A 25128-nucleotide genomic window follows, 5' to 3' on the forward strand; every position below is an offset into this window, starting at 1 on the left:
GCGAGATGCACCAGGGCTGGATGTTCCGCATCCACTCGAAATAGGTCTTCTCCCAAGCCTTGGGCACGAAGACCGTGCTGCCGTCCTCGATGGCCTTGATCGCCGGCTTGGCCAGGACCTCGGCGTTCACGTACCACTGGTCGGTCAGATAGGGCTCGACGACGACGCCGGAGCGGTCGCCGTGCGGCACGGTGTGGCGGGTCTTCTCGACCTCGCGCAGCAGGCCCAGGCGCTCGAATTCCTCGACCACCTTCTTGCGCGCCGCGAACCGGTCGAGGCCGCGGTACTCCGGCGGGGCGTTGTCGTTGATCTTCGCAAAGTCGTCGAAGATGTTGATCATCGGCAGGTTGTTGCGCTTGCCGACCATGAAGTCGTTGAAGTCGTGGGCCGGGGTGATCTTCACCGCGCCGGAGCCCTTCTCGGGGTCGGCGTAGTCGTCGGCGATGATCGGCACGGGTCGGCCGACGATCGGCAGGCGCACGGCGCGGCCGATCATGGCCTTGTAGCGTTCGTCGGTGGGGTGCACGGCGACGGCGGTGTCGCCGAGCATGGTCTCCGGCCGGGTGGTGGCGACGACGATCTCGCCCGAGCCGTCTTCCAGCGGATAGGCGAAGTGCCAGTAGTGGCCGTCCACCTCGCGCTGCTCGACCTCGAGGTCGGAGATGGCCGTCTGGAAGTGCGGATCCCAGTTCACCAGCCGCTTGTCGCGGTAGATCAGCTTTTCCTTGTAGAGCGTCACGAAGACCTTGCGGACGGCGGCCGAGAGGCCCTCGTCGAGGGTGAACCGCTCGCGGCTCCAGTCGCAGCTCGCGCCCAGGCGCTTGAGCTGGTTGGTGATTGTACCGCCGGACTTGGCCTTCCACTCCCAGATCTTCTCGACGAAGGCGTCGCGGCCGAGGTCGCGCCGGCTTTGATTGCCGGCCTCGGCGAGCTGGCGCTCCACGACCATCTGGGTGGCGATGCCGGCGTGGTCGGTGCCCGGCAGCCACAGGGCGGCCTTCCCACGCATGCGCTCGAAGCGGATCAGCACGTCCTGCAGGGTGTTGTTGAGCGCGTGGCCGATGTGCAGCGAGCCGGTGACGTTGGGCGGCGGGATGACGATCGAGAACGGCTCGGCGGCCGGATCGTCGATCGGCGAGAAACCGCCCGACGCCTCCCAGGCGGCATAGAGGCGCGGCTCGACGGATTTCGGATCGAAGGTCTTTTCAAGCATGGCTGGGCGGTGCTTACACGTTCCTCCCCCACAGGGGGAGGTGGCCCGGAGGGCCGGATGGGGTTTCCGCTCAAATGGTTCGGAAACCGCCGGAGCCGACCTCGGAGGAAGCCCCCTCAGTCAGCTTCGCTGACAGCTCCCCCTTAGGGGAGCAACTGGACTAGCGTACTCGGCCGCGGGCGATGCGTTCGACTTCGGCCTCGACGGCCGTTTGCACGATGGCCGGCAGGTTGTCGTCCAGCCATTGCTGCAGGAGCGGACGCAGGAGCTCGCGCACCACGTCCTCCAGCGTGCGGTCGCCCCGGGGCATGGTGATCGCCGCCGAGAGCGCACCGAAGGACGAGGCCGCGGCGCTCGCCACGCGCTCGCTCACCAGGGCCTCGACCGGCGCGGGCTCGGCCTCGGGTTCAGCGGCGATGGGCTCCGGAGCCTGCGACGGGGTCACCACATCCAAGTCTCCGTGGGTTTCCACCTTTTCGGTCAACTCCAACGCCTCCTCTTCGACCATCGGCTCCGGCTCCGGCTCGGGAGCGGCGGCGACGGGTTCCGGCTGGGCCGCGACAGGCTCCGGCTCGGGTTCGGGTTCGGCTTCCAGGGCGACGGGCTCCTCGGCGGGCGCAGGCGCCGCCTCGGCCTCCTCAGGGGCAGGCGCGTCATCCTCCGAGATGATGCGTCGGATGGAGGCGAGGATCTCCTCCATGGTCGGTTCTTGTGAGGTCTGTTCGGACATGCCGGCCGCCGAGCGAAAAATGAATCCGTTGCAACCCAGCCTAGACCATTTTCAGCCGAAGGGGAGGCCCGCTTCGACAGACCTACTTCTTAGGCGCGCTCGCGGCGGCCGGCGCGGCCGCCGGCGGCGGTTGCAGGCCGGGGCCGATCGGCGCCTCGCCGGGCCGGTCCGCGCTGATCGGGATCGGCGGGAAGGCGACCACGCGGTCGACCACGGAGATCGGCTCTTCCCAGGGCACATACCCCAGGGTGAACCGCAGCTTGTGGAAATTGCGCTTCGGATCGTACTGGGTGATCGAGGGGATCAGGTCCTTGGCCTCCAGCCGGCCCATGGCCGCCAGCACAGTGGCCTCGGAGAGATAGGCGTCGTGCTTGGCCGCCACGGCGGTCAGCTCGTTATTGCGCAGTTCCTGTTCGGCGTTCAGCACGTCGAGGGTGGTGCGCAGGCCCAGCTTCTGCTCGAGCGTCGTGCCCTCGGCGGCGATCTGCGCGGCGCGGACCGCCTCGGCGGTGGAATCGATGTTGGCGCGCGAGGCGACCAGCTGGTTCCAGGCCTGGGTGATGGTCTGCAGCACCGCGCGGCGCTGCGTCTCGATATTGATCTTGTCGGTGTTGTTGCGCTCGACCGACTGGCGGATGCGCGAACTGGTCAGGCCGCCGGTGAAGATCGGCACGGTGACCACGGCGAGGCCCTGGATCTCCTTCGACCAGCGGCCGCTGTCGAAGGGCTGCACGGAGCCCGAGAACCCGAGGGTCCCCCGCAGCGAGACACTCGGCATGCGTTCGGCGCGAGCGGCGGCCACACGCGCGCGGCTGGCCTGCTCGGCGAACTGCTGAGCGCGCAGGAGGGGGCTGAACCGCTCGGCGATGCCAAAGGCGTCGTCGGGGTTGTTCGGCATCAGGAAGGCGAGCGTGGGCTCGGGCGTGAGGTCGCCGGGATTCTGGCCCACCACCGCGGCATAGTTGGCGCGGCTGATGCCGAGCTGGGCGATCGCGGTCTGCAGCAGCGCCTGGGCCGCCGCCAGCCGGGATTCCGACTGCGCGACGTCGGTGCGGGTGAGCTCGCCCACGTCGGCGCGCGCCTTGGATTCCTCGAGCTGCTTGCGCAGGACCTCGACGTTCAGCTGCCGGATGCGCACGCCTTCCTGGTCGCGGCGGACGTCGACATAGGCCTGGACGACGGTCAGCAGCACCTGGGACTCCACCCGGCGCAGGGTCTCGCGACCCGAGAGGATGTCGCCCTCGGCGGCCGAGACCGCCGCGGCGGTGCGTCCGCCGGTCCAGATCGGCTGCGACAGGTTCAGGCCGAGGCTGCCGGAGTTGATGAAGTTGCGGCCATCCCCCTGGAGTGGCAGCACCGTGTCGGGAACCCCGTCGCCGTTGGTGTCGATCGCCTGGGTGCGGGCGGCGCTCGGCGAGGCGAATTCGGTAAAGGCCGCCGCGCCCTGCAGGCTGATCTGCGGGCGCCAGCCGGAGCGGGCCTGCACGTAGTTCTCATCCAGGGAGCGCTGGGTGGCGCGCTGGGCCTGCAGGCTCGGGTTGGTGTCATAGGCGAGCGCGATCGCGTCGGCGAGGGTTTCGGCGCACGCCGGCGCCGCAAAGGCCCCCGCGACACCTGCACTAAAGATCGCGGCGAGCAGGCGTCCGCGAAGGCTCTTCGACATTACGTATCCCCGAAACAGGCGAGCGAGACTTGTTCTATAGGCTGAGGTGTGGCGCCAACACCTAGGCCGCGTCACCTTAAGCTTTTTTCACCACGGCGTTCCTCCAGCCGTTCATACCGCTACTCGAAGGCGAATCCGTGCTCGGCGGCGAACCCGGCCATGATCGGCGGCGTGGCGTCGAACGCCTCGCGCCGGCCGACGCCATCCTCGGCGCGGATGTAGATGCAAGCCTTGCCCACCGGTCCGTCGCGCTCGATCACGGCCAGGCGGCCGCGCAGCGCCAGGGCGTCCAGCCAGGCGGCCGGCGCGCGGGCCACGGCCCCCTCGCAGACGATGACGTCATAGGCGGCGTCGCCAGGAAGCTGCGACAGGTCGCCCTCCTCCAGCCGGGTCACCCCCAGGCCGAGATGTTCCAGCACCGCGGCCGCATAGGGCGCGGCGATCGCCAGAGCGCGCTCGCCCGGCATCGGCCGCACCGCCTGCAACAGCTTGGCCACATCGCGCGGCTTCAGCAGCGCGCGGCCCGGCGCATATTCGACCTCGATGTCGGCGTAGGCGAGGTAAGCCTTGGCCGGCGGCAGGAACCGCTCGCGGGCGAGGTCGCGCATGGCGTCGTGCAGGCGCACATCGGTGACGTCGGCGGGGCGCACCTGGCTCTCCACCATGTTCAACCGGGCGGCGGCGGGGTCGGCCATCGAATGAAGTCCTCGGGACGCGCGTAGAGTTGTCGTCGGCTTATAGGTCTGCGCCGCGGACCAAGGCAATCGTGGCCATGGCGCATGGCGTCCGTGACGCACCGTTGCCCCGGCGCGGCCCATCTGTTAGCGATCCGCCCGCTTCGGCGGCCTGATGGCGGAGTGGTTACGCAGCGGACTGCAAATCCGTGCACCCGAGTTCGATTCTCGGTCAGGCCTCCAACCTTCCCCGCACTGGAAAGCAGGCGCCCAGCCGCCGATGCCGACGCGGTGACGCCATTCGGGAGCAGGGCGTCCCGTTCAGGACGCTGCGTCGAGAAATGCCCTGAGACGCAGCCATTCCGCCTGCTTGCGCTCGAATGGGATTGCGTGCGCCGGGCTGCTGGATGGGAGCGTGATGAGCGCATGGCCGTCGCTGACGCCGAGCTGCTTGCGCCCGATCTCCGACGCCTTTCCGCCATTGAAGGCGATGGCTCGCAGCGAAGGCAGCGTCGCTGTGAACTGCCCTAGAGCGTTGGGGCTGTGGCCGCGGATGTTGGCGTCCAGGCTCCCGGTCCGGTCGGCGGAGCGAATGACGTCCCACAGCCCGACCCCGGCCGCGAGCAGCGTCGCGAGGCGAGCCGGATAGGGCGATCCCGTCAGCTCGACGCCGATCACCGCCTCCATGAGCCGCCAGAACTGGTTGCGGGGATGGGCATAGTACTCGGACCGCTTGAGGGAGACTTCCCCAGGCAGGCTGCCGAGCACCAGGAGGCGCGTCTTCTCGTTCGCCACGGCGGGAAACGAGGATTTGCTCGTCGTGGCGCTGGCTGGGGTCGCGCTCATCTGCCGGCCGGCGCCGCCATGCCCGCCCCGCTCAGTTCATCAGGCGCTGGGCCAGGTAGGTGTATTCCAGCGCCACCCGCATGGCCCGCTCGTTGAGGTTGGCCGAGGCCGCGTGGCCGCCGTCGACGTTCTCGTAGTAGAGGTAGTCGTAGCCGAGTTCCTTCAGCCGGGCCGCGGCCTTGCGGGCGTGGGCCGGGTGGACGCGGTCGTCCTTGGTCGAGGTTTCGATGAACACCCGCGGATAGGGCTTGTTCGCCGCCAGCAGCTGATAGGGCGAATAACTATCCAACACAGCGCGTTCAGCCGGGACCGCGGGGTCGCCGTATTCGCCCACCCAGGAGGCCCCGGCGCCGATGTGGGTGTAGCCGATCATGTCGAACAGCGGCACCTGGATGACGACGGCGTTGTAGAGCTCCGGATGCTGGGTGAGCGCCACGCCCATCAGCAGGCCGCCGTTCGAGCCGCCCATGATGCCGAGCTTCTTCGGGCTGGTGATCCGGCGCGCGATCAGGTCCTGGCTGACGGCGAAGAAGTCCTCATAGACCCGCATGCGGGTGAGCTTCAGGCCCGCATTGTGCCAGCGCGGCCCGAATTCCCCGCCGCCGCGGATATTGGCCAGGACATAGACTCCGCCCTTCTCCAGCCACAGCTTGCCGACCGCCGAGGCGTAGGCCGGCGTCGAGGAGACCTGGAATCCGCCATAGGCCGTCAGCAGGGTGGGCGCGGTCCCGTCGAGCTTCAGGGTCTTGGGCCGCACGACCCAATAGGGGATCTTCGTGCCGTCCTTCGAGGTGGCCCAGAGCTGCTCGACCACGTCCTTCGAGGCGTCGAAGCGCGCGGGCGTGGTCTTCAGCATCTCGGCCTTGCCGGAGGCGGCGTCGGCGAACCACTGGCTCGATGGCGTGAGGAAGCTCGTCACATTGACGATCATGCTGTCGTCGGCGTCGGAGGTGGAGGTGACCCCGATGGTGGAGTCCTTGGGCAGGTCGACGGCCGATGAGGTCCAGCCCCTGGGCCCGTGCCGGAAGCTGACCAGCTTGGCCTTGACGTTGTCGTAGAGCACGACGCCCAGGCGGGTCTTGGTGTCGACCACCTCGTCGATGGCCTGGCTCTGGCTGGGCCGCAGGATCAGGGTCCCGGCGAGCCTGGCCGGCGCGGCCTTCACGGCGTTGAGGTCGAAGGCCAGCAGGTCGCCCTGCTTGAAGCCCTTGGCCGCCCAGTCCTCCTCCAGGGTCACCACCATCTGGCCGTCGACATAGGCCTGGATGGTGGACTTCTTCGGCAGATCGAGCCGGACGGCGCCCTGGTCGGTGACCAGATGGTATTCGGAATTGAAGGTGTCGAGCGGCCGCTGGATGACCAGCGCGCGGACCTTGCCGTCCGGATCGGTCAGGGTGATCGGCGAGACGCCGTAGCCGCCATCGGCCGCGGTTCCGCGATAGACTTCCTGGGCCGCCGACAGCGGCTGGCCGCGCTTCAGCAGCTTGGCGACGTATGGGTAGCCCGACGTCGTCACCTCGCCCTTCGTCCAGTCGGTGGCGACGGCCAGCGTGTCGTGGTCGATCCATTCGACCCGATGCTTGCCCTCCGGCAGGTGGAACCCGCCGTCGACGAACTTGCCGGTGGCGGCGTCGAACTCGCGGACCTCCACGGCGTCCTTGCCGCCGTTCGACAGCGAAACCAGGCAATAGCGGTTGGCCGGCTTCAGGCACTGGGCGCCCTTGTAGACCCAGTTGGCGGACTCGGCCTTGGCCAGGGCGTCGATGTCGAGGACCGTCTTCCAGTCGGGCGTGGCGGTCCGGTAGCTCGCGAGCGTCGTGGTCCGCCACACGCCGCGTACATGGTCGGCGTCCTGCCAGAAGTCTCGCACGATCCCCTCGCCTTCGAGGCTGACGTTGGGGATGCGGTCCTTCGCCGTGGCGATCTTCAGGGCGTCGGCGTAGAGGCCGGCGTAGCGCGGGTCGTTCTGCAGCTGCGGCAGGGATCGCGCGTTCTCGGCCCGGGCGAACGCCAGCGCCTTCGCGCCCTCGGCCTCTTCCATGTACGCATAGGGGTCGCTGGTGGGGGCCGCGGCCATCAGGAATGCTCCCGCCAGGAGGGCCGCCATCGCACGCACGATCATGATCTTTCGACTCCCCGACTGTTCGCCGCTGATAGGGGGCGATGCCGACAGGAAGCTCAAGACCCTATCGCACACGCTAAGCGCGTGGGATGGAGGGGGTGCGATGCTAGATGTTTGTACGGATTGATCCGAACAGGAAGGCGCGCAGGATGGGCGATGCTCCCTAGGCCGCAGGTCCATGAATAGGTTGCCGTTCGCCTTCAGCTTGGCCCCGGGGGACGGCGGCCACCCGATGCGCGCCTTCTTCCTGGGCCAGTCCCTGGCGGTGCTGGTGGCCGTGGCCACCCTGGGCGCCCACCAGCTGCTTGGGCCGCCCTTCAGCCACTCGGTCTATCTGTTCTGCCTGCCGGCCCTCTTGATCTGCGCGGGTTTGAGCGGCCGAGCTTCGGGCCTCAGCGTCACCCTGATCCTCGCGGCCGGGGCCTTCGTCGCCGACGCCTATGCGGGCCTCTCGGAGCCCGAGCGGATCGGGCGGGTCGCGATCTTCCTCGCGTTGGGCGCGGCGGTGGCCTACGGGGCCGGGCGGCTGCGGACGACCGTCGCCAAGCAGGCGCGGACCCAAGCGATACAGGCGGAGCGCGAGGCCATCCTGCGCGCCAGCCTCGACGCCGTCGCCGACGCCAGCGTGGTGATCGACGACGCCGGGATCATCGTCAGTTTCAGCCACGCCGCGGAGCTGCTGTTCGGCTGGGCGTCCGCCGACATCGTCGGCCGGGACGTCAGGGTGCTGATGCCCGCGCCTCACACCGACGCTCACGACAAGTACGTTCAGCGCTATCTGCAGACCGGCGAGCGGCGGGTGATCGGCAGCTCGCGCCAGGTCGTGGGGCGGCGCCGCGACGGCTCGGAACTTCCGATGGAGCTGCGGATCGGCGAGGTGCGCATCGGCCCGCGCCGGTATTTCATCGGCGTGGTGCGCGACCTCACGACGATCCGCGACGCGGAGCGGCGCTCGGACGAACTGCACGCTCAGCTGACCCAGATCTGGAGCCTGAACTCGATGGGCGAGATGGCTTCGGTGCTGGCCCATGAACTCAACCAGCCGTTGTCCGCGGTCGCCAACTACCTACGCGCCGCCCGGACGCTGATCGCCAATCTGGAGATCGACGACGACGACCTGCTCGATGCGGTTTCGCGGGCCGGCGACCAGGCCGTGCGGGCTGGCGAGATCATCCGGACGATGCGTGACCTAGCCACACGCGGCGGCACGGAGCAGAAGCCCGAAAGCCTGTCCGGCATCCTCGGAGAGATTGAATTCATTATTAACCTCATGGTCCGAGATGCTGGCGCGCGGATATTTTACAACCTCTACAATGGGGCAGACACAGTACTGGCCGACCGTATCCAGATTCAGCAGCTCGTGGTTAACTTGGTGCGCAACGCCATCGATGCAGTCGCCAAGTTCCCGGATAGAGAAATTCGCATTTCAACCCGTCCGGAGGCAGATGGGAAACTCCTGACGACAGTCGAAGATAGTGGCCCGGGCGTCGATCCCACGGTCATGGGTCGCGTCTTCCAACCTCTTGCCAGCACCAAGGCGACTGGAATGGGGCTAGGCCTTTCGATCTGTCGGGCTATAGTAGAAAATCATGGCGGGCGAATTTGGGTCGAACCCAGTCCGTTGGGAGGCGCCGCCTTTAGTTTCGTGCTGGCGCGGACGGGTGTGACTGATGATGACGCCAGCGGCCGACCGGACCGTGTTCGTCGTCGATGACGACGAGGCCGCGCTGGACTCGCTGGTCATGCTGTTGCGTTCGGATCGACTCAACCCGCGCGGGTTCTCTTCCGCCGCGGCCTTTCTGGAAGCCCTTCAGCCGGACGCCCGCGGATGCATCATCAGCGATGTCCGGATGCCCGGCATGGACGGTGTGGAGCTGCTCAAGACGCTCAAGGGCATGAATTGCCTGCTGCCGGTGATCGTCATCACCGGCCACGCCGACGTCACCGTCGCGGTGCAGGCGATGAAGTCCGGCGCCGCCGATTTCATCCAGAAGCCGTTCGAGAGCGAACTGATCCTGCGGCTGGTCCGCGCCTGCCTGGAAGACAACGACGACCTGGTGGATGCTGACGCCAAGCGCGACCGGGTGGCCCGCCGCATCGAAAGCCTGACCCCCCGCGAGCGCCAGGTGCTCGAGATGATCATGCAGGGCTCAAGCAATAAGGTCATAGCGGCGAACCTCTCCATCAGCCCGCGGACGGTCGAGATCTACCGCGCCAATGTGATGTCCAAGATGCGGGCGGACAGCCTGTCGGACCTGATCCGCATGACGCTCGCCAGCGGCGCCGCCTGACACCCAGCCGACGCCTAGGTAGATGCCCCTAGGTAGTGCCTCTGGCGTGCAAGCCGCCCCCGGGTATGCTTGATTCGAACATGCAATGGCCCGCAGACCGACAGTAGCGAAGCGTCCCCAAACCGCCCTTCCCGCCGAGGGCGGGTCGACGGCGGAACGGCTGGCGAGCCTGCATCGCTCGTCCGGAACCCTGGCTCACGATTTCAACAACCTTCTCGGCGTGATCCTCAGCGCCAACGAGCGCCTGGCGAAGGAGCTCGGCGAAGGCACCGACCAGCAGAAACTGGCGCTGCTCAGCCTCGAGGCCGCCGAACGCGGCGCCGACCTGATGCGCCGCCTGCTGGCGCAGACCCATGACGAGCCGCCGGAACTCAAGGCGGTCGACTGCGCCGAGGTGCTGCAGACCCTGCGCCGCCTGGCGCGCCAGGCGATCGCGCCGGATGTGCGGCTGGCGGTCAACGCCGCGGTCACGCCGCTGGCCTGCGCCGGCGACCGGACCGGGCTCGAGATGGCGCTGCTCAATCTTTGCCTCAACGCCGGCCAGGCGACGCCGCCTGGCGGCCTTATCTCCGTGCAGGCCTGCGCCACGCGGCTGAGCGTCGCCGAGGCCCGCAAGCTCGGCCTGGCGTGTGGCGGCTATGTCGCCTTCGCGGTCCGCGACAGCGGCGAGGGCATGTCCGCGGACACCCTGGCGCGGGCCACAGATCCGCTGTTCACCACCAAGGCGACCGGCACGGGCCTCGGCCTGAGCTCGGTTCTCGAATTCTCAGCCTCCGAGGGCGGCGCGCTGGCGCTGGAATCCTGCGAAGGCCGCGGCACGACGGCCACCCTCTACCTGCCGCTGGCGCACCTCGCCGCCACCGCGGCCGCCGCCTAAACCCCACCCAGTTCATCCCACAGGCGACCCGGGCCCTGATCTTGGCCGGCGCTCCTGTTCGCGCGACCGCTGCAAACGCAAAAAGGGCCGGACGCGCGTCGCGTCCGGCCCTCCTGGCGCTGGCTTGGGGAGGCGATCAGGCCGCCAGCGCGTGCACTTGAACCTCGGTTTCGGGCTTGGCCTGGGCCGAGGCCGGGGCGTCGCGCAGCATGTAGCCGCCGCCCCATACGGTTTCGATCTGGCTGGCGCCCTCGCTCGACTGGGCGAGCTTTTTGCGCAGCTTGCAGACGAACACGTCGATGATCTTCACCTCGGGCTCGCGGAGGCCGTTGTAGAGATGGTTCAGGCACATCTCCTTGGTCAGCACGGTGTTCTTCCTGAGCGAGAGCAGTTCCAGCACCTTGTATTCACTGGGCGTCAGATGGACCGGGATGCCGGAGACCTCGGCGCTGCGGGTGTCGATGTTCAGCGCGATGTTGCCGGTCCGGATGATCGATTCCGAATGACCGCGCGAGCGCCGGACGACCGCATTGATCCGCGCCGCCATCTCGGCCTTGTGGAACGGCTTGGTGATGAAGTCGTCGGCGCCGGCCGAGAGCGCCAGGACCTTGGTGTCGAGGTCGCCGGACGCGGTGACCATGATCACCGGCGTCTTGATCCGCTTCAGCCGAAGCGCGCGAAGCACCTCCATGCCGCTCATGTCCGACAGCTCGAGGTCGAGCAGCATGACGTCGTAGTCGTAGACGTTCGCCAGCTCGATGGCGTCCTCACCGAGGTCCGTCGAAAAGACGTTGTGCCCTTCGGCGGTAAGGCGCAGCTCAATGCTCTTAGCCGCAACCGGATTGTCTTCCACCAACAGAATATGCATCAGCTTTCCCGTCCTTTTGAGTGGTTTGAATTGTGATCGATCAGCCGATCTGACAGCGCCACGATCTGTGACATGCGAAAGGGCTTGGCGAGGACCGCGTCGGCCCCCAGGTGCTTTGCCCAGCTCAGGTAGTTCTGGCGGCCGCCCGGCCCGGCCCCGGAGATCGCGATGATCTTCGGCGGGGAGGCCTTGCGGCGGATCTGCATGATCGCGCCGATGCCCTCCATCTCGGGCATGACGATGTCGGTGACGACCAGGTCGGGATTGTAGGCGTCCAGCAGACGCAGGCCCTTGCGGCCGTTTTCAGCGGAGAGCGTCGTGTAGCCCGCGGCCTCGAAGGCCTGGCCCATCAGCCACAGCAGGGCCGGATCGTCGTCGATCAGCAGGACCTTGCCGCAGGTGCGGCCGTCAAGGTCTTGCGTGGCGCGGCGAGGGGTGGGCATGGGGGCGAACTCAGCTGGTTGACTTATGGTTAATGGGTTTAACCATGCTGATTCGCAGCCATCACCCCGAGATGACTACCTACGTGGAGTCCCGTAGGGGTTGAATTTTTAGCTCAATAGGCGGGCGCGCCGAGCCTCCCGACCGCCCCAGACCTTCAACGAATTCAACGCCGCTCGCGCCAGATGGACATCGCGAGCCGCGGCCGCGCCACGAACAGGATCAACCACACAGCGAGCACGCCGAGGTAGCGCAGGCCCCGGCGGCGCGGCCGGAATTCGGTTTCGTAGAGATTGGCGTAGTCGGCGATGACGCTCATGGCGGCCTCCTCCTTATGAATGAGGAGAGGTTCTAGGCGCCCGCTGCGTCAGTTTCGGTCGCATGGGCGCGGCGGGCGATTTCGATCTGTTCGATCAGCAGGGCCTTGAGCCGGGCGGGCCCCAGCACCTGGACCTGGTCACCCCAGGTGAAGAGGTGCCAGGCCAGCTCCCGCATGCCACTCGCCCTGAAGCTGACGATCACCGCGCCGTCCGGCTGCGGCTCGACGTGCTGGTTGGCATGGAACCGCCAGCGCAGCGCACCCTCGGCCGAGGCCGGCAGGATGCGCAGCACCACGTCCTCGGTGTCGTCCTGGTAGATGCCGAAGCTCTCGTCGGCGTAGTCCTGCAGCGAGAAGCCGGGCGGGCGGCTTCCTGGCCGGCCGGTCGCCGCCACCTCGTGCAGCCGGTCGAGCCGCCAGTTGCGCGGGCCGCCCTCGCCTTCCGCCGCCACCAGGTAATTGGCCCGCCCGAACAGCACGCCATAGGGCGTCACCTCGCGCGTGCGCCCGGGATTGGAGCCGCCCTCGTAGCGGAAGGTGAGCGTCGAGAGCGACATGACCGCCTCGCGCACCGCCGACAGCACCCTCTCGTCCTCGAAGGGCCGGGGCCCGGCCTGGACGGCGATCGTCTCGGCCTGCAGCAGAGCCTCGAGATCGGGGGCGAGCTTGCGCCGGGCCGCCGCCCGGGTGGCCGACAGCACCTTGCGCTCCAGCGACCTGAGCGCGCCTGCCCGCGCGCCGGCCCCCTGCTGGGCGAAGGTCTCCGCCGCCGCCGCCAGCGCCGCCAGTTCCTCGGCGGTCGGCGCCTGGAAGAGGCCGTCGAGGCCGGCGGGGATGCGGAACCGCTTGGTCGGCGGATCGTCGACCTCCTCCAGCTGCGGGAAGACGTCGCGCACGGCGTCGCGCATCCGCTCGGCGGTGCGTCGCCCGACCCCCAGCCGCTCGGCCATGTCGTCGAGGGTCAGGCCCTCCGAGGTGCTGGCCAATAGCCGCGCCAACTCCAGCAGCCGTCCGGCCTTTTCATGTCGCATGGAAACCTACGTCCGATTCTGGCGCACCCAAGGAACAGAAGGGAGCCACGGACATTCCGCAACTGGAGACTTCCCATGGCTTCGCAATTCTCCCGCCGACGCTTCGCCGTCCGCCCGTTCGAGGCGCCGGTGCTGGAGCGCCCCGCCCTCCCCGGATCCGTGGTCGACGCGGTGCTGCGCTTCCACGACGAGGCCCAGGACCAGGGTTCGGGCCGCACGCTCCTGCGCCTCAGCCCCAAGCGCCTGAAGGCTCCGGAGGTGAAGGCCTGCCTCGGCAAGCTCGCCGCCCGCGCCGCCAACGTCGCGATCCTCTGGAATGAGGACGAGAGCCAGATCATTCGGGTGTTGGAAGCGGCCTAGTCGTCTGGGCGCTGGACCAGGCCGCGCCGACCGCGGCGGCGATGACCGCCGCGATGCCGCCCATCTGGGCCAAGGCCAGGCGCTCATGGAGCAGCACCCACCCCGACAGGGCGCCGAAGGCCGGCTCCAGGCTGGTGAAGACCGCGAAGGTCCGCGACGGCATGCGGGCCATGGCATAGAGCTCCAGCGAGAACGGGATGACCGCCGAGAACAGCGCCACCATCGCGGCCAGCGGCAAGAGGGCCGGCGTGATCAGGGCCGCGCCGGCGTGCGCGACGCCGATGGGCAGCATGATCGCCGCGGCGATGCTCACGGAGAGCGGCGCGGCCGACTGGCCAAGCGCCCCGCCGGCCACGCGGCCGCAGAGGATGTAGCCCGCCCAGCCGGCGGCCGCCCCCAGGGCATAGGCGACCCCGACGCCGTCGAACTTCGCGCCGGCCGCGCCGTGTCCGACCAGGGCCCAGACCCCGGCGGCAGCCAGCACGGCCCACACCAGATCGCGGATCCGGCGGGACCCGAACACGGCGACGGATAGAGGCCCCACGAACTGGAGCGCGATGGCGACTCCCAGCGGCATCCGCGAAATGGCGGCGTAGAAGAAGCCGACGGCGGCGGCCACCGAGACACCCAGACCGGCCACCGCGAGCCAGGGCGCATCCTTCGGCCAGGCGCGCCAGGGCCGGGAGATCGCCAGCAGCATGAAGGCGCCGAGGGTCAGCCGCAGGGCCGCGGCGCCCTGCGGACCCATCACCGGAAACAGCGACTTGGCGAAGGCGGCGCTGACCTGGAACGCCGCCATGGCGGTCACCACCGCGGCGAGCGGCAGGAGGATGGCGGCCCGCCCAGCCGGGCGCGGCGTCAAGGCGCCGGCGGAGGCGTGCCCTCCGGCCTGTAGCTCGGCTGGTCGATGGCGAGCTGGTCGGTCGCCATCACCCGGAGCGCGGCCAGCAGGCCCTGGGTTTCCACCATCAGCTCGCCGGCCCGGATGCGCTCGCAGAGTTCCTCATTGAGGCCGGCGTAGTCGCCGTCCCGTCCGAGCACCTCGCTCATCCGCGCCACGGCGGCGGCCTCCGCCGCAGGCCCCAGGGTCAGCTCGCGGCCGACGGTCGCCAGCGCATTGGCCGCCACTCGGGCCAGGAAGGCGTTGCGCGGATCGAGGCTCGGGCGGATCTGGTCGATCCAGGCGGCGACGGCCTCCGCCAGCTCCTCGGTGCGGGGATGAGTGATCACAGGCCCTGCTCCAGAAGGGTGACGAGGTCGGCCTCGGTTTCCGAGACGCGCCGGCCGATCATCGGCCGCTCGACGGAGCGCTCCGTCCCGTTGGCCCAGCTCATGTACATGGTCAGGCACATGACGCCCCAACGCAGCGAGCCCAGCATCTGCCAGAACCGCACCCGCGAAAGCTCGATCGGCCGTCCGCCGCCGGCCGCGTAGCCGGCCAGCAGGTCCGCGTAGTCGCCGAAGCCGCCCACCGGCCGGTCGGGCCGCCCGAAGCGCCAGGAGTTGGTGCAGATCCAGCCCATGTCCTCGGCCGGGTCGCCGATGTGCGAGAGCTCCCAGTCCAGCACCGCCGCCAGGCCCGTCTGCGGATCGAACATCAGGTTGCCGTTCCGGAAATCGCCGTGCAGCAGCACCGGCTCGACGGGCTTGGGCGTGTGCTTGCGCAGGTACTGGAAGGCCAGCTCGAGGATCGGCCGCCCGGCGCCGACGGAGCGGTAGACCTCCTCGTAGCGGTCAAGCTCGCCGACCCCGTCGACGGTCTTCAGCTTCAGGCCTTCCGGCGGCGGGGTGGCATGGATCTGGGCCAGCACCTCGCCGCACTGGCGGGCGAGATCGCCACGCACCGCGTCGAACCGCGGATCGGAGACGATCCGCTTGCCGAGGGTCTCGCCGTCCACCCGGCCCATGACATAGGCCTCGCCCAGCCCATCGGCCTCGTCGCAGATGTGCCGCACGGGCGGGACCGGCGCGCCGCGGGCTCCGGTGGCGCGGATCAGGGCGGCCTCGGTGGCGAGGCTGATCGAGCGGGCGTTCTCCGGATCGAACGGCGCCGAGCGGCGCCGCAGGATCAGGTCCTCGCGGCCGAGCGCACCCTCGATCGCGAAGCCCCAGGTCTCCATGCTCGCCCCGCCGGACAACCGTCCCGCATCGGCCAGTTCGGCGCCCTCCCCGCCCAGGCGGCGGGCCAGCTTTTCGAGGGCTGATGGAACATCGACTGTCATGACCCCACGGAATAGGTGGTTTGATCTAGGCTGGCGATGTGGCGGGTCCCGGGCCCGCTTGTAAATCCCGACCCAACGTCAAGCCGCCAAGAGCTTGTGTGAGAGGAAGCGACCATGGACTTCGATCTGCCCAAGGATCTCGTCGACTATCTGGCCGAGCTCGACGCCTTCATCGAAGCGAAGATCAAGCCGCTGCAGGCCCAGGACGACAACGAGCGGTTCTTCGACCATCGCCGCGAGCACGCCCGCACCGACTGGGACAACAACGGCCTGCCCCGCAAGGAGTGGGAGGAACTGCTGGGCAAGGCCCGCAAGCTCGCCGACGACGCCGGCCACCTGCGCTACGCCTGGCCGCCGGAGATGGGCGGCAAGGGCGGCACCCAGCTCGCCATGGCGGTGATCCGCGAACACCTGGCGGCCAAGGGGCTCGGCCTCTTCAACGACCTGCAGACCGAACACTCGATCGTCGGCAACAACCCCTTCATCCTGATGTTCAAGGAGTTCGCCACCAACGCCCAGTATGAGCGCGACGGCGAGAAGCTGCTGGGCGGCAAGATGCGCACGGGCTTCGGCCTGACCGAACCCAACCACGGCTCCGACGCCACCTTCATGGAGACCACCGCCGTCCGCCAGGACAAGGCCGGCCAGCCCGGCTGGCTGATCCGCGGCGAGAAGATGTGGACGACCGGCATGCACGTGGCGACCCACGTGATGGTCTTCGCCCGCACGAGCGGCAAGGACGGCGACGCCACCGGCATCACCTGCTTCATCGTCCCGGCCAACTCGCCCGGCGTGAAGATCGAAGAATATATGTGGACCTTCAACATGCCGACCGACCACCCGCGGGTGAGCTTCACCGACGTGTGGATTCCGGAGGACAGCTATTGGGGCCAAATCGACCGGGGCCTCGGCCTTGGCCAGAGCTTCGTGCACCAGAACCGCATCCGCCAGGCGGCCTCGTCCCTGGGGGCGGCGCAGTTCTGCGTCGACGAGAGCGTGAAATACGCCCGCCAGCGCAAGCCGTTCGGCAAGGCGCTCAGCGAAAACCAGGCCATCCAGTGGCCGCTGGTCGAGCTGCAGACCCAATGCGAGATGCTGCGGCTGCTGATCCGCAAGACCGCCTGGCAGATGGATCGCATGGAGCACAAGGAGATCGAGCGGACGATCTCCGACAAGGTCTCGATGTGTAACTACTGGGCCAACCGCCTGGTCTGCGAGGCGGCCGACCGGGCCATGCAGGTGCACGGCGGCATGGGCTATTCGCGGCACAAGCCCTTCGAGCACATCTACCGCCACCACCGCCGCTACCGGATCACCGAGGGCTCCGAGGAGATCCAGATCCGCAAGGTCGCCGCCTATCTGTTCGGCTACGCAGGACCCAAGCGCCGCGAGTTCGACGCGGCGGGCATCGGGCGCGACGACTACGTCCAGCCGGTCCCGGCGCGGCCTTAGGCCGCCGCGGCCTCGGCGTAAAGGCTGTCGAACACCGGCGGCAGGCTGTCCGGCAGGCCGAGCAACGGCCCGGACGAAAGCAGCAGCACGACCTCGTCGCCCTTCAGCGCGCTGAGCGCGCCCGTGGCCTCGTCGGCGGTGCGGACACCCTGCACGGGCACGCCGGTGGCCGCGGTGCGGGCCAGGATCTCCTCGAAGCTCGACTGGTGGTGGCTGGCTGCGCCGTGGGTCGGCGGCGGGACGATCAGCACCCGGGCCGCGCCCTGGAAGACCGTGTCGTACCAGGCCAGCGCGTCGCGGCTGCGCCAGGAGAAGGTGTGCGGCTCGAAGACCACCGTCAGCGGCCGATGCGGATAGTGCAGCAGCAGCGCCTCGATCGCCGAGCGGGCTTTCTCGTAGGAGGAGCCGAAGCCCTCGATCACCGGCACGGCGGACCGCGTGGTCAGCCGGTCGAGCCGGCGGCGGATGCCGGCGAAGCTGGCGACGCCGGACTTCAGGGCCTGCTCACTGACCAGGCCACGCTCCAGGAGGTAGGCGCAGACGCCGACGATATTTTCGATGTTGTGCTCCCCGAGCAGGCTGGTCGAGAGGCCGATCCGGGCCCCGTCCGGCCGCACCAGGACGAAGCGGCTGATGTCGCCATAGGCCACATCCTCGGCCCACCAGCCGTCGCAGCGCTCGGTGTCGTACCAGACGATGCGGGCGGCCGCCGCGCCGGCGATGGCGCGGATCGGCGGGCTTTCGCGGGCGACCAGCAGGCCGTCGGCGGGCAAGAGGCGCAGGAGATCGCGGAACGGCGCCTCGTAGTCGGCGAAGGTCGGGAAGACGTTGACGTGGTCGTGGACCAGCGAGGTCAAGAGCACGTCGCGGGGATGATAGAGCAGGAACTTCGAACGGCGGTCCGTGGGCCCGACGATATATTCGTCGCCCTCCAGCACCACCTCGGCCGCCTCGCCCCAGTGGCCGGTGTCCGGCAGCGAGGGCGAGATCGCGCCCACCATCCAGCCGGCGTCGCGGCCGGCCTCGCTTAGTACATGGGCCATCAGGGCGGTGCAGGTGGACTTGCCGAAGGAGCCCGCGACCACGGTGTTGGTGCGGTTCGCCGTCGCCTGGCCCACCAGCTCCGGGAAGGTGGTGATCCGCACGCCCCGCCGGCGCGCCTCGGCCACCTCGGGATTGGCCTCACCGCCCAGCTTGGCGCTCGCGCCCAGCACCAGCACGTCGAGGCCGTCGGGCAGGTTCGCGGCGTCGAACCGGCGATGGAACGGAAAGCCCAGGCCCGCCACATAGGTCGACATCGGCGGGAAGACATCCTCGTCCGATCCCGAGACCTCGTGGCCCGCCTCGCGCATCATCAGGGCCGCGGCGCTCATGCCGGCCCCGGCGACGCCGGTGAAGTGGATGCGCATCGTGAGCGCTTCCTTTCGACTCGTTCGGCCCCCGCGCTCAACGACTAGCCGATTGCGCCGCCGGCTCCAATCCGGCCGTGACGAAGGGTCCCGTTACCAGGTCTTTTCGACGCCAGAAGGTCGTTAACTCGGCCTTAACCACGCGAGTCCAACCTCGCAGTGTCTTCCATGAAGACACCCCACCATCACCGACTTTTTCCAGCCCGGCGCTCGCGCCGGGCTCTTTTTTTGCTTTGGTGACTGTTTTTCTCTGGCTGACTTTTCAGAGGGGCTCAGCCCCGCTTGCCAGCCTGCGCCGGCCAGCGTATACGCCCGGCCCTCGACGGCCCTATTCCTCGGTAGCTCAGCTGGTAGAGCGCGGCACTGTTAATGCTGATGTCGCAGGTTCGAGTCCTGCCCGGGGAGCCATCGTCCACCTTGCCCACAGCCTGAGTCTGGCCGCCGCGGGATCACCGCCCCTGGCGCGCGGCCCCTGAGGCCGCGAGCGTCCAGACCGCCGAGCTCAGCGTGATGGCGATGAAGAGGCCGGTGCTCTCCATCCGATCGTTGGGATGGGCGAAGACCCGGGGGATGTGCACCAGCAGCACGAACGAGGTCATCATCAGGGCCTCGGCCACGGCCGCCCAGCGCCGCTGCACCCCGAAGATCACCGCCAGCCCGGCCGCCAGGTGGATTCCGCCCGTCAGGTAGGTGAGCTGCAGGCGCGCCGGCAGCCAAGTCGGGACCATAGAGGTGGTGAAGGCCGCATAGACGAAGTGCGACAGACCGAAGACCACGAAGCAGAGGCCCATCGCCACGACCGCGATCCGCTCCGCGCCGCCGGCCTTGGCCTCGCGGCCGGCCAGGTAGGCGCCGGTGGCGATGACCAGGGACTCGCAGACCGCCTGCCAGCCGCCCAGCTCCAGCGGCCTGGCGAGCGCGCCCGGCAGATGCAGCACCACGACCCACAGGCCGACGAAGACAGCCGCCAGCGCCGCGCCCCAGGGCCGCGAACGCCGGAACAGCAGCATCACGCCGCTGGCCAGCAGGATCAGGCCGGACGCGGTGGCCAGCTCCGGACGGTTCGGCCAGGACTTCGGGACCGGCTGCCAGACCATCGCGAAGTCGCGGTAGAACAGCGAGAGCAGGCCGAGCCCGATGAGCCCCGCGGCCAGGCCGATCGGCGCCCAGGCCGCCCAACCGACCGCGCCTCTTCCCTTGCCCCGTGACGCCATGGTTCACTTCCCCCTTGCCCGCCGCCGCAGGCCTCACCAAGTCAGCGTCGCCGATCCTGGTTCGATGATAGCCACTGGATAGACCCGATGGCCGATCCCGTCCGCATCCTGCTGCAAACGACGATTCCCTACACCGAGGACGATTGGCACATCGGCCGATTTTCCCGCCTGCGGGACCATCTGGCCGGCCTGCCGGGCGTCGAGGTGACCGCCCGCAACCGCGAGGCGCCGCCCGGCCAGACCGATCCGGTGCTGGGCGCGCTGGATGCGTCCGACTTCGACGAGATGTGGCTGTTCGCCGTCGACGTGGGCGATGGCCTCAACGCCGACGAGTGCGCCGCCATCGGCCGGTTCCGCAAGCGCGGCGGCGGACTGATGGTCACCCGCGACCACATGGACCTGGGCTCGTCGGTCTGCACCCTGGGCGGGGTCGGCGACGCCCACTATTTCCATTCCAAGAACCCCGACCCCGACACCAGCCGCCAGGTCCGCGACGACCAGGCGACGCGCGACATCGACTGGCCGAACTACCACTCCGGCGCGAACGGCGACTTCCAGCCGGTCAGCGTCGTCGGCGAGCGGCACCCGGTGCTCGAAGGCGTCACCCGCCTGCCCGCCCATCCGCATGAGGGCGCGGTGGGCGCGCCGGCCAAGCACCCCTCGGCCCACGTCATCGCCACCGGGGTCAGCCGCACGACCGGGCGGCCGTTCAACCTCGCCGTCGCCTTCGAGGCCGATGAGGAGGGCGGACGCGCGATCGCCGAGAGCACCTTCCACCATTTCGCCGACTACAACCTCGACCCGGCGATGGGTGCGCCCAGCTTCGTCAGCGAAGCCCCCGGCGACGGTTTCAGGCGCGATCCCGCGGCGCTGGCCGAGACCCACCGCTATTTCGGGAACCTGGCGCGCTGGCTCGCGGGAAGCTAGCGCCCGCGCTGGGCGCGGCGCGTGCGGCGGTTTTCCGCCTGCCGGAGCTCGACGCGGGACAGGTTGGCGCGCCGGATCTTGGCGCCCGCCTCGTCATAGAGGAACGGCACATAGGCGAAGCGCTCGCCGCGGGTGACCGGCGTCGCCTCGTGCAGCAGGTTGCAGCCGAAGACCGTCGCCCCGCCGACCGGCGGCCGATAGGTGCGCGGGCCGAACTCCGGGAACCGCAGATCGCCGCCGTCGAAATCGTCGTTGAGGTTGATCGAGACCGCGAACTTGCGGTGCGCGGTGCCGGCGGTGACGTCGTCGCGGTGGCGGGAGAAGAAGCCCTGGTCCTCCGCGCCGTAGCGGCAGATCAGATAGCGCTCGATATATTTGGCCTGCCAGCCGAAGGCGCGCTTGAGCATCGGGAAAAGCCGGGTCTCCAGGCGCTCGCCCAGCGCCTCGATCAGCTCGTCGTCGTTGATGGTGACGTCGGTGCGGCGCTTGAAGAACGGATCGACCTTGAGGACGGTGCGGCCATCCTCGTCCTTGACGAAGCCTGACGGCGTCTGGTCGCCGGTCCGGTAGTGGTCGATCAGCGCGGCGCAGAGTTCGGGCTCGAGGATCCGCGGCAGGGTCAGCACCGGCGCGACCTGGGCCTCGGCCTCGCGGGGCGCGTCCATCAGCGCGGCGGTCAGCCGGTCGAGCACCGCGCCGATGGCTTCGATCGGCTCGACCATGGCGATGCGAAACGCCGGATCGATCAGGAAGACGGCCGGGCGCAGGTGCTGCGCATCGGCGACGCCATAGAGGCGGCTGATCCGGCAGTCGAAGTCCCAGAAGAACCTCAGGCCCGGTTCGGAATTCGCCAGGCCCCGCTCGAGGCGGTCGGCGGGATCGACGCTGATCCCGAAGAAGGCGGCGTCGAAGTCGTTGAACAGGTTCCGCCGCGCGACGATCTCGGTGAAGGCCTTCGCAGACGCGGGTTCGCCCAGGGTGCCGAAGGCCATCAGGACGATCCAGCGTCCGGCGGCGACTTCCAGGCTGTAGTGGTCGTTGTTGTCGGTCGCGGCCGTGAAGAAAGGCGCGGGTTCGCCGACGTGCGGCACGCTCGCCACAGGATTGAGGACGCTATCGCCGTCCATGCCGCTGGTCTCCCGTCAGGCCCGATTCTGGACCTCGCCACCCCTCGCCCGCACCTGGCTTCAGCAGATTGCGGCCGGCGTCTTCCGCGCGCTTCGGCGCATCGACGCAATGACGGTATGGCAGAGAGGGGTTTCTAAAGTATCTCGCGGCCAGGGCCGCCTGGTGTCGCGGATGTCGCGTCCGTGTCGCACTCAGGCCGGAACTGTGACCGCCGGCCCCACCGCCGCCTCGCCCGGTCCCCGACGGATGAACAGCGCAGCGGCCGCGGCGATCAGGCCAAAGCCGCCCGCGGTCACGAAGGCGTCGACGTAGGTCCCGGTCAGATCGCGCAGGAAGCCCGCCCCGAAGGCCGCGACCGCCGCGCCCGCCTGGTGGCCGACCAGCACCCAGCCGAAGACGATCGGGGCCTCGCGCTCGCCGAAGTTCTCGTTCGCCAGCCTCAGCGTCGGCGGCACGGTGGCGATCCAGTCGAGGCCGTAGAACACCGCGAAGACCGAGAGGCTGGCCAGGTCGAACCGGCTGAACGGCAGGGCGATCAGCGAGAGCCCGCGCAGGCCGTAGTACATGAAGAGCAGCTTGCGCGGATCGACGCGGTCGGTGAGCCACCCCGACGCCGTCGTGCCGACCAGGTCGAAGACGCCCATCACCGCCAGGAGGCCGGCCGCCGCGACGATCGGCAGGCCCATGTCGCCGCAGAAGCTGATCAGGTGCGCGCCGACCAGGCCGTTGGTGGACAGGCCGCAGACGAAGAAGGTGCCGAAGAGGAGCCAGAACGCCGGCTTCCGCGCCGCGCCGATCAGGGCCGAGAAGGCTAGGCCGATGCTCTCCGACGCGCGGCCGGCCGGCGCGGCCGCGGCGACCTCCGTCGCGCCATAGGGCGCCAGGCCGATGTCCGACGGCCGTTCGGCCATCAGCAGCGCCACCAGCGGGATGAGCGCCGCGCAGGCCGCCGAGACGGTGACCGCGACACCTTGCCAACCGCCGTGCTGCAGGATGGCCGCCATCAGCGGCAGGAAGATCAGCGACCCCGTGGCCGTCGACGCGCTCAGAAGGCCCATCACCAGGCCGCGGTTGGAGACGAACCAGCGGTTGACCACCGCCGCGCCCAGCACCGAGGCGACCGCGCCGGAGCCCATGCCCGACAAGACGCCCCAGGTGGCGACGTACTGCCAGGGCTGGCGCATCAACAGGCTGAGCGCGGTGGAAGCGCTCATCAGGGCGAGGCCGGCGAGCAGCGTCCGCTTGATCCCCAGGGTCTGCATCAGGGCGGCGGCGAACGGCCCGACCAGGCCGTAGAGGAAGATGCCGACCGCGGCGGCCAGCGAGATCTCGCTCCGCGGCCAGCCGAAGGCGTCATGCAGCGGAGTCATGAGCACACCCGGCGCGGCGCGCAGGCCGGCCGCCGCCAACAGCGAGACGAAGGTCGCGGCGACCACCACCCAGGCATAGTTCTGGCCGAACGGCCGTCTCGCGGAAGTCATCTGCCTAGGCCCCTCTGATCCGAGGGCATATAGGCGATCGGCTAAATCCCTAGGCCTCAGTTTTTCTGGGGATCGGCCCAGGCGGCCGGCCCTACCAGGACCCCACGTTGGGCATCGAGGTCCAGGGCTCGGCGGGCGGCAGGGCGGCTCCGGCCTGCAAAAGCTCGATGGAAATATTGTCGGGCGACCGCACGAAGGCCATGCGTCCGTCGCGCGGCGGGCGATTGATCACCACGCCCTTGTCCTTCAGACGTTGGCAAAGCGCGTAGATGTCGTCGACCGCATAGGCCAGGTGGCCGAAGTTGCGGCCGCCCTCATAGGCTTCGGGATCCCAGTTGTAGGTCAGCTCCACCATCGGGGCCTTGCTGGCCTTGGCGGCGGCCTCATCGCCGGGCGCGCAGAGGAACACCAGGGTGAAGCGGCCGCCGGGATTCTCGGTCCGCGACGCCTCCACCAGGCCGAGCTTGTCGCAGTAGAAATCCAGCGAGGCGTCAAGGTCCGCGACCCGGACCATGGTGTGGAGGTATTTCACGAGTGGTTATCCTTTACAAAGTAAGCTCTGCGACACGTGGTCACGCGGCGCCCATCGTGGCGGCGTGTTCAATGGGCCGCTGCGAAACAGAATAACCGCCGTGTTGCTATCCTGTCCGCGATTTCATTTGCCCTCGCGTAACAGTGGCATCACAAGCGCGCGGAACCTGAAGATGAGGCCGCGCATCAGATACGGCCCTGATTCGAGAGAGCTGTAGGGGGCCGGGGACAGCTGAATGCGGATGAAATCCCAGTATCTGTTTGTGATCGTCGCAGTCGGTGCGGTCGCGCTTTATTTCATTGTCCGCAGCCTGTTCAGCGCGGGCGCGCCCGAAGCCGCGCATGCCAAGACCACCGGCCCGGCCGGCCCGCCGAGCGTCCAGGCCCGGCTGATTCCGGAAGTTGAGCGCCAGTACGACCTGGTGATCCGCGGCCGCACCCAGGCGACGCGCGCGGTGGTCGTGCGCTCCGAGACCGCCGGCGTCGTCGCCGCCGCGCCGGTTCTCCAGGGCAGCTTCGTCAAGCGGGGCGACGTGCTCTGCCGGCTGGCCGTCGATGCGCGCCAGGCGGCGCTCGACCAGGCGCGGGCGATGCAGAAATCCAACCAGCTCGCCCAGCAACAGAATGTGGAGCTGGCCAAGAAGGGCTTCCGCTCCGCCGCCCAGGTGCTGCTCAGCCAGGCCAACCTCGACGCCTCGGCCGCCGCCGTCCGGCAGGGCGAGATCGCGCTGGCCCAGGTCAACATCAAGGCCCCCTTCACCGGCGTGTTCGACCATCGCGACGCCGAGGTCGGGACCTATCTCGCGCCCGGCCAGCCCTGCGGCACCATGATTGAAATCGACCCGTTGCTGATCGTCGGCGATGTGCCGGAAACCCAGGCCGCCCGGCTGAAGGTCGGCGCGCCGGCCTCGGCCAGGCTGGTGTCCGGCCAGCTGCTGCATGGCCGCATCCGCTATGTCTCCCGCGACGCCGACCCGCAGACGCGCACCTATCACCTCGAGGTGACCGTGCCGAACTCGCGCCTCGACGTCCGCTCGGGCCTCTCGGCCGAGATGCACATCGGGGCGGGCTCAGGACCGGCGCACCTTGTGCCCGTCTCCACCCTGGTGTTGGACTCCGCCGGACGCCAGGGCGTCCGCTACGTCCTGGCCGATGGCCGCGTCGCCTTCGCGCCGGTGACCATCGTGGAGGAAGCCAGCGATGGCCTGTGGGTGACGGGACTTTCGGGGCCCGTGCAATTGATCACCGTCGGCCAGTCCTATGTCGCCGACGGCCAGAAGGTTCGTGTCGCCCTGACGCGCTAGTGTCGAGGCGGTTGGAGAAAGATCG

At 68.9% G+C, this 25128-nt stretch carries 25 protein-coding genes and 2 tRNA genes; 9 read left to right on the forward strand and 18 right to left on the reverse strand.

Annotated features, from left to right (window positions below):
• The 4 genes from ACESMY_RS19010 to ACESMY_RS19025 form a co-directional block, all read right to left on the reverse strand.
• The coding region (locus tag ACESMY_RS19010) for a class I tRNA ligase family protein (protein ID WP_372786192.1) at window positions 1–1213 on the reverse strand (1213 nt) is incomplete at its 3' end.
• Window positions 1214–1373: 160 nt separating this feature from the next.
• Entirely contained in the window at window positions 1374–1943 is a 570-nt protein-coding gene (locus ACESMY_RS19015; RefSeq protein WP_372786193.1) for a DUF2497 domain-containing protein, read from the reverse strand.
• 82 nt (window positions 1944–2025) lie between these two features.
• Entirely contained in the window at window positions 2026–3606 is a 1581-nt protein-coding gene (locus tag ACESMY_RS19020) for a TolC family outer membrane protein (protein ID WP_372786194.1), read from the reverse strand.
• Window positions 3607–3725: 119 nt separating this feature from the next.
• The gene (locus ACESMY_RS19025) at window positions 3726–4301 is read right to left on the reverse strand and encodes a protein-L-isoaspartate O-methyltransferase (RefSeq protein WP_372786195.1); all 576 of its coding nucleotides are present in this window, start codon (window positions 4299–4301) and stop codon (window positions 3726–3728) included.
• Window positions 4302–4449: 148 nt separating this feature from the next.
• Between ACESMY_RS19025 and ACESMY_RS19030 the strand changes: the two genes are divergently transcribed.
• Window positions 4450–4523 (forward strand) — tRNA-Cys (locus ACESMY_RS19030).
• A gap of 78 nt (window positions 4524–4601) precedes the next feature.
• On the opposite strand, the gene ACESMY_RS19035 is transcribed toward ACESMY_RS19030, so the two are convergent.
• Window positions 4602–5126, reverse strand: coding sequence for a DNA-deoxyinosine glycosylase (locus tag ACESMY_RS19035; RefSeq protein ID WP_372786196.1), 525 nt, complete (start codon window positions 5124–5126; stop codon window positions 4602–4604).
• A gap of 31 nt (window positions 5127–5157) precedes the next feature.
• Entirely contained in the window at window positions 5158–7248 is a 2091-nt protein-coding gene (locus ACESMY_RS19040; protein ID WP_372786197.1) for a prolyl oligopeptidase family protein, read from the reverse strand.
• 271 nt (window positions 7249–7519) lie between these two features.
• Here ACESMY_RS19040 and ACESMY_RS19045 point away from each other — a divergent pair, with 271 nt between their 5' ends.
• The 3 genes from ACESMY_RS19045 (at window position 7520) to ACESMY_RS19055 (ending at window position 10416) form a co-directional block, all read left to right on the forward strand.
• Complete coding sequence (locus tag ACESMY_RS19045; protein WP_372786198.1) at window positions 7520–8962, forward strand: sensor histidine kinase; 1443 nt, start codon at window positions 7520–7522, stop codon at window positions 8960–8962.
• Complete coding sequence (fixJ, locus tag ACESMY_RS19050; protein WP_372786199.1) at window positions 8919–9539, forward strand: response regulator FixJ; 621 nt, start codon at window positions 8919–8921, stop codon at window positions 9537–9539. The genes ACESMY_RS19045 and fixJ overlap by 44 nt, the downstream gene beginning before the upstream one ends.
• 85 nt (window positions 9540–9624) lie before the next feature.
• Window positions 9625–10416, forward strand: coding sequence for an ATP-binding protein (locus tag ACESMY_RS19055; protein WP_372786200.1), 792 nt, complete (start codon window positions 9625–9627; stop codon window positions 10414–10416).
• Window positions 10417–10552: 136 nt separating this feature from the next.
• Here ACESMY_RS19055 and ACESMY_RS19060 read toward each other — a convergent pair whose 3' ends face one another.
• From ACESMY_RS19060 to ACESMY_RS19075, 4 genes are all read right to left on the reverse strand, one after another.
• On the reverse strand, window positions 10553–11284 hold the full coding sequence (locus ACESMY_RS19060; protein ID WP_372786201.1) for a response regulator transcription factor: 732 nt from the start codon (window positions 11282–11284) through the stop codon (window positions 10553–10555).
• The gene (locus ACESMY_RS19065; protein ID WP_372786202.1) at window positions 11284–11727 is read right to left on the reverse strand and encodes a response regulator; all 444 of its coding nucleotides are present in this window, start codon (window positions 11725–11727) and stop codon (window positions 11284–11286) included. Before ACESMY_RS19065 ends, ACESMY_RS19060 begins: the two co-directional genes overlap by 1 nt.
• Before the next feature lie 164 nt (window positions 11728–11891).
• Window positions 11892–12044 carry a hypothetical protein gene (locus ACESMY_RS19070; RefSeq protein WP_372786203.1) on the reverse strand — a complete coding sequence of 51 codons (153 nt, stop codon included), beginning with the start codon at window positions 12042–12044 and terminating at the stop codon, window positions 11892–11894.
• Between the two features lie 32 nt (window positions 12045–12076).
• Window positions 12077–13075, reverse strand: coding sequence for a helix-turn-helix transcriptional regulator (locus ACESMY_RS19075; protein WP_372786204.1), 999 nt, complete (start codon window positions 13073–13075; stop codon window positions 12077–12079).
• Between the two features lie 75 nt (window positions 13076–13150).
• Between ACESMY_RS19075 and ACESMY_RS19080 the strand changes: the two genes are divergently transcribed.
• On the forward strand, window positions 13151–13435 hold the full coding sequence (locus ACESMY_RS19080; RefSeq protein WP_372786205.1) for a hypothetical protein: 285 nt from the start codon (window positions 13151–13153) through the stop codon (window positions 13433–13435).
• On the opposite strand, the gene ACESMY_RS19085 is transcribed toward ACESMY_RS19080, so the two are convergent.
• Genes ACESMY_RS19085 through ACESMY_RS19095 form a run of 3 tightly spaced genes read right to left on the reverse strand, consistent with a single transcriptional unit; the run spans window position 13410 to window position 15657 of the window.
• Entirely contained in the window at window positions 13410–14297 is an 888-nt protein-coding gene (locus ACESMY_RS19085) for a DMT family transporter (RefSeq protein ID WP_372786206.1), read from the reverse strand. The genes ACESMY_RS19080 and ACESMY_RS19085 overlap by 26 nt on opposite strands.
• Window positions 14294–14665, reverse strand: a complete 372-nt coding sequence (locus ACESMY_RS19090) for a DUF6285 domain-containing protein (protein ID WP_372786207.1) — start codon at window positions 14663–14665, stop codon at window positions 14294–14296. Before ACESMY_RS19090 ends, ACESMY_RS19085 begins: the two co-directional genes overlap by 4 nt.
• Window positions 14662–15657 (reverse strand): phosphotransferase family protein, encoded by a 996-nt coding sequence (locus tag ACESMY_RS19095; RefSeq protein ID WP_372786208.1) that lies wholly within the window; start codon window positions 15655–15657, stop codon window positions 14662–14664. The genes ACESMY_RS19090 and ACESMY_RS19095 overlap by 4 nt, the downstream gene beginning before the upstream one ends.
• Before the next feature lie 114 nt (window positions 15658–15771).
• Here ACESMY_RS19095 and ACESMY_RS19100 point away from each other — a divergent pair, with 114 nt between their 5' ends.
• Window positions 15772–17109 (forward strand): acyl-CoA dehydrogenase family protein, encoded by a 1338-nt coding sequence (locus tag ACESMY_RS19100; protein WP_372786209.1) that lies wholly within the window; start codon window positions 15772–15774, stop codon window positions 17107–17109.
• Here ACESMY_RS19100 and ACESMY_RS19105 read toward each other — a convergent pair.
• On the reverse strand, window positions 17106–18518 hold the full coding sequence (locus ACESMY_RS19105; RefSeq protein ID WP_372786210.1) for a Mur ligase family protein: 1413 nt from the start codon (window positions 18516–18518) through the stop codon (window positions 17106–17108). The two genes, ACESMY_RS19100 and ACESMY_RS19105, sit on opposite strands and share 4 nt — an antisense overlap.
• A gap of 332 nt (window positions 18519–18850) precedes the next feature.
• On the opposite strand from ACESMY_RS19105, the gene ACESMY_RS19110 reads away from it, so the two are divergent.
• Window positions 18851–18926: transfer RNA gene (locus ACESMY_RS19110), tRNA-Asn, on the forward strand.
• A 41-nt stretch (window positions 18927–18967) separates the two neighbouring features.
• On the opposite strand, the gene ACESMY_RS19115 is transcribed toward ACESMY_RS19110, so the two are convergent.
• The gene (locus ACESMY_RS19115) at window positions 18968–19732 is read right to left on the reverse strand and encodes a DoxX family membrane protein (RefSeq protein ID WP_372786211.1); all 765 of its coding nucleotides are present in this window, start codon (window positions 19730–19732) and stop codon (window positions 18968–18970) included.
• A gap of 87 nt (window positions 19733–19819) precedes the next feature.
• On the opposite strand from ACESMY_RS19115, the gene ACESMY_RS19120 reads away from it, so the two are divergent.
• Window positions 19820–20659 carry a hypothetical protein gene (locus ACESMY_RS19120; protein WP_372786212.1) on the forward strand — a complete coding sequence of 280 codons (840 nt, stop codon included), beginning with the start codon at window positions 19820–19822 and terminating at the stop codon, window positions 20657–20659.
• Here the strand turns inward: ACESMY_RS19120 and ACESMY_RS19125 are convergent.
• From ACESMY_RS19125 to ACESMY_RS19135, 3 genes are all read right to left on the reverse strand, one after another.
• On the reverse strand, window positions 20656–21786 hold the full coding sequence (locus tag ACESMY_RS19125; RefSeq protein WP_372786213.1) for a redoxin domain-containing protein: 1131 nt from the start codon (window positions 21784–21786) through the stop codon (window positions 20656–20658). The genes ACESMY_RS19120 and ACESMY_RS19125 overlap by 4 nt on opposite strands.
• A gap of 192 nt (window positions 21787–21978) precedes the next feature.
• The gene (locus ACESMY_RS19130) at window positions 21979–23268 is read right to left on the reverse strand and encodes an MFS transporter (RefSeq protein ID WP_372786214.1); all 1290 of its coding nucleotides are present in this window, start codon (window positions 23266–23268) and stop codon (window positions 21979–21981) included.
• A 91-nt stretch (window positions 23269–23359) separates the two neighbouring features.
• Window positions 23360–23800, reverse strand: coding sequence for a VOC family protein (locus ACESMY_RS19135; protein ID WP_372786215.1), 441 nt, complete (start codon window positions 23798–23800; stop codon window positions 23360–23362).
• A gap of 235 nt (window positions 23801–24035) precedes the next feature.
• Between ACESMY_RS19135 and ACESMY_RS19140 the strand changes: the two genes are divergently transcribed.
• The gene (locus tag ACESMY_RS19140; protein WP_372786216.1) at window positions 24036–25103 is read left to right on the forward strand and encodes an efflux RND transporter periplasmic adaptor subunit; all 1068 of its coding nucleotides are present in this window, start codon (window positions 24036–24038) and stop codon (window positions 25101–25103) included.
• The last annotated feature ends 25 nt before the right edge of the window (window positions 25104–25128 follow it).

Origin of the sequence: Phenylobacterium sp., assembly GCF_041691455.1 — a bacterium.
Classification (GTDB): domain Bacteria; phylum Pseudomonadota; class Alphaproteobacteria; order Caulobacterales; family Caulobacteraceae; genus Phenylobacterium.

Coding starts and splice junctions, on each gene's coding strand:
- ACESMY_RS19015 (WP_372786193.1), bottom strand. CDS start 1,943: ATGTCCGAACAGACCTCACAAGAACCGACCATGGAGGAGATCCTCGCC.
- ACESMY_RS19020 (WP_372786194.1), bottom strand. CDS start 3,606: ATGTCGAAGAGCCTTCGCGGACGCCTGCTCGCCGCGATCTTTAGTGCA.
- ACESMY_RS19025 (WP_372786195.1), bottom strand. CDS start 4,301: ATGGCCGACCCCGCCGCCGCCCGGTTGAACATGGTGGAGAGCCAGGTG.
- ACESMY_RS19035 (WP_372786196.1), bottom strand. CDS start 5,126: ATGAGCGCGACCCCAGCCAGCGCCACGACGAGCAAATCCTCGTTTCCC.
- ACESMY_RS19040 (WP_372786197.1), bottom strand. CDS start 7,248: ATGATCGTGCGTGCGATGGCGGCCCTCCTGGCGGGAGCATTCCTGATG.
- fixJ (WP_372786199.1), top strand. CDS start 8,919: ATGATGACGCCAGCGGCCGACCGGACCGTGTTCGTCGTCGATGACGAC.
- ACESMY_RS19055 (WP_372786200.1), top strand. CDS start 9,625: ATGGCCCGCAGACCGACAGTAGCGAAGCGTCCCCAAACCGCCCTTCCC.
- ACESMY_RS19060 (WP_372786201.1), bottom strand. CDS start 11,284: ATGCATATTCTGTTGGTGGAAGACAATCCGGTTGCGGCTAAGAGCATT.
- ACESMY_RS19065 (WP_372786202.1), bottom strand. CDS start 11,727: ATGCCCACCCCTCGCCGCGCCACGCAAGACCTTGACGGCCGCACCTGC.
- ACESMY_RS19070 (WP_372786203.1), bottom strand. CDS start 12,044: ATGAGCGTCATCGCCGACTACGCCAATCTCTACGAAACCGAATTCCGG.
- ACESMY_RS19075 (WP_372786204.1), bottom strand. CDS start 13,075: ATGCGACATGAAAAGGCCGGACGGCTGCTGGAGTTGGCGCGGCTATTG.
- ACESMY_RS19080 (WP_372786205.1), top strand. CDS start 13,151: ATGGCTTCGCAATTCTCCCGCCGACGCTTCGCCGTCCGCCCGTTCGAG.
- ACESMY_RS19095 (WP_372786208.1), bottom strand. CDS start 15,657: ATGACAGTCGATGTTCCATCAGCCCTCGAAAAGCTGGCCCGCCGCCTG.
- ACESMY_RS19100 (WP_372786209.1), top strand. CDS start 15,772: ATGGACTTCGATCTGCCCAAGGATCTCGTCGACTATCTGGCCGAGCTC.
- ACESMY_RS19105 (WP_372786210.1), bottom strand. CDS start 18,518: ATGCGCATCCACTTCACCGGCGTCGCCGGGGCCGGCATGAGCGCCGCG.
- ACESMY_RS19115 (WP_372786211.1), bottom strand. CDS start 19,732: ATGGCGTCACGGGGCAAGGGAAGAGGCGCGGTCGGTTGGGCGGCCTGG.
- ACESMY_RS19120 (WP_372786212.1), top strand. CDS start 19,820: ATGGCCGATCCCGTCCGCATCCTGCTGCAAACGACGATTCCCTACACC.
- ACESMY_RS19125 (WP_372786213.1), bottom strand. CDS start 21,786: ATGGACGGCGATAGCGTCCTCAATCCTGTGGCGAGCGTGCCGCACGTC.
- ACESMY_RS19130 (WP_372786214.1), bottom strand. CDS start 23,268: ATGACTTCCGCGAGACGGCCGTTCGGCCAGAACTATGCCTGGGTGGTG.
- ACESMY_RS19140 (WP_372786216.1), top strand. CDS start 24,036: ATGCGGATGAAATCCCAGTATCTGTTTGTGATCGTCGCAGTCGGTGCG.